This window comes from Neorhizobium sp. BT27B, from assembly GCF_050455485.1.
Classification (GTDB): domain Bacteria; phylum Pseudomonadota; class Alphaproteobacteria; order Rhizobiales; family Rhizobiaceae; genus Neorhizobium.
Genome location: NZ_JBCIYT010000038.1, coordinates 1 through 1,556, shown reverse-complemented (window position 1 = coordinate 1,556; position 1,556 = coordinate 1). Strand labels below are relative to the sequence as shown.

At 57.7% G+C, this 1,556-nt stretch carries 1 protein-coding gene; it reads right to left on the bottom strand.

The genetic code is table 11. The features are described from left to right. Positions 1–152: 152 nt before the first annotated feature. Positions 153–1,526, bottom strand: coding sequence for an ISNCY family transposase (locus AAIH70_RS30935; RefSeq protein WP_430038173.1), 1,374 nt, complete (start codon positions 1,524–1,526; stop codon positions 153–155). Positions 1,527–1,556 lie beyond the last annotated feature (30 nt).

Genomic DNA, 1,556 nt, shown 5'->3' with positions numbered 1-1,556 from the left:
TGTGGCGGCAACGTAGAAATGTCCGTCGGTTTGCAAAGTAGAAATGTCAGAGAGGCCGCTACACGGCACACCGACCAGCCCCGATCTGAGCGGCTGATCCAGCTTGCAAGATCAGATCGGGGCGGGTGCTTTGAGGCCATCCGAGCTTGAGGTCACTCCGCAGCTTGCTGCTTCAACAGTGCCTTTTTGCGCCGGGCAATCACCGCCGGATCGTTCATGAAATCCGTGCTCCGTCCCGGCTTTCGACCCGTTGGCCGGTAACCAATCTTCTCGCTGTTGGTCTTGACGACCGGCGGCACATGCTGGTCCTGACGCTCCTTGACGTAAGCCAGAATATCACCGAGCCGCTTGTTCTCGGTAATGGCCGCATGCGTCACCCGCTGGTCCTTGTCGAACACCGTATAGGGCAGGGAATATCCTTTCCAGCGCACATCGAGGCGCCCGTCCGCATAGGCATAGGTCTCGACATAATGGCCAACCAGACCACGCGTCACGTCGGTCTCCTTCAGCATGATCCGCTTGCGTTCAAATGAAAATGTCAGCTGTGTTCCGACGTAACGCTGCTCGCGTTTACATAGGATCTCGGTCAATCGATCCGGCGCCAGATTCAGCGGCCGGTGCAAATCATCGGAACGGGCAGGGACGATGGAAAATCGAGCATTATACCGGCTCATGAAACTCGCCAGAAACGCGTTGCCAGCCTCCATGTTATCGATCCTGGCCAGTCGCAGTGCCTTGACCAGGCGATCCTGCAATGTTCGGTTCATCCGTTCGACACGACCCTTGGCTTGGCTCGAATTTGCGCAGAGAATCTCGATGTTTAGCTCGCAAAGCGCACGCCCGAACTGGGTCATCGCCTGACCGCCCCTGGCATCCTTCTTTGCCACTCGGAACACCGAATGTTTGTCTGAATAGAACGCAATCGGCGCGCCATGTTCGCGAAGATACAGCGCCAGTGCTTCAAAGTACGAAAACGCACTTTCCGATCGCACAAACCGCAATTGCATCAACTTGCCGGTCGCATCGTCGATGAAAACCAATAACGAACAGGGATCGCCACGGTCTTCGAACCAGCGATGGTCAGAGCCATCAATCTGCACCAGTTCGCCATAAGCCTCGCGACGCAATCTTGGCTGATGAAACGTCCGACGTTGCTTGCGCGACAACCAGATGCCGGCATCGATCATCCAGCGTCGCAGCGTCTCGCGCGACACACACAATCCATCCCGCTCCGCCAGCATCTCGGAGGCCAGGGTCGGACCGAAGTCCGCATAAGATTCCCGAACCAGCGTCACCGCGTAATCTCGAACGCCGTCGCTGATGCGGTTGTTTGACGGCCGGCCGATCGCCTTGTGCCGGATCGATGCCGCACCACCAGTGCCCATCCGATTCAACAGCCGGCGCACCTGGCGCGTGCTCAAGTCGAGCACATGTGCCGCCGAAACCATCGTCATACGCTCAGCCGCTACCTTCGACAAAACTTCGATCCGCTGCAGATCCCGCTCGCTCATCGCTATCAATCCCATCTGCTCGTCTCCGCGTTATCAAACGCGGGG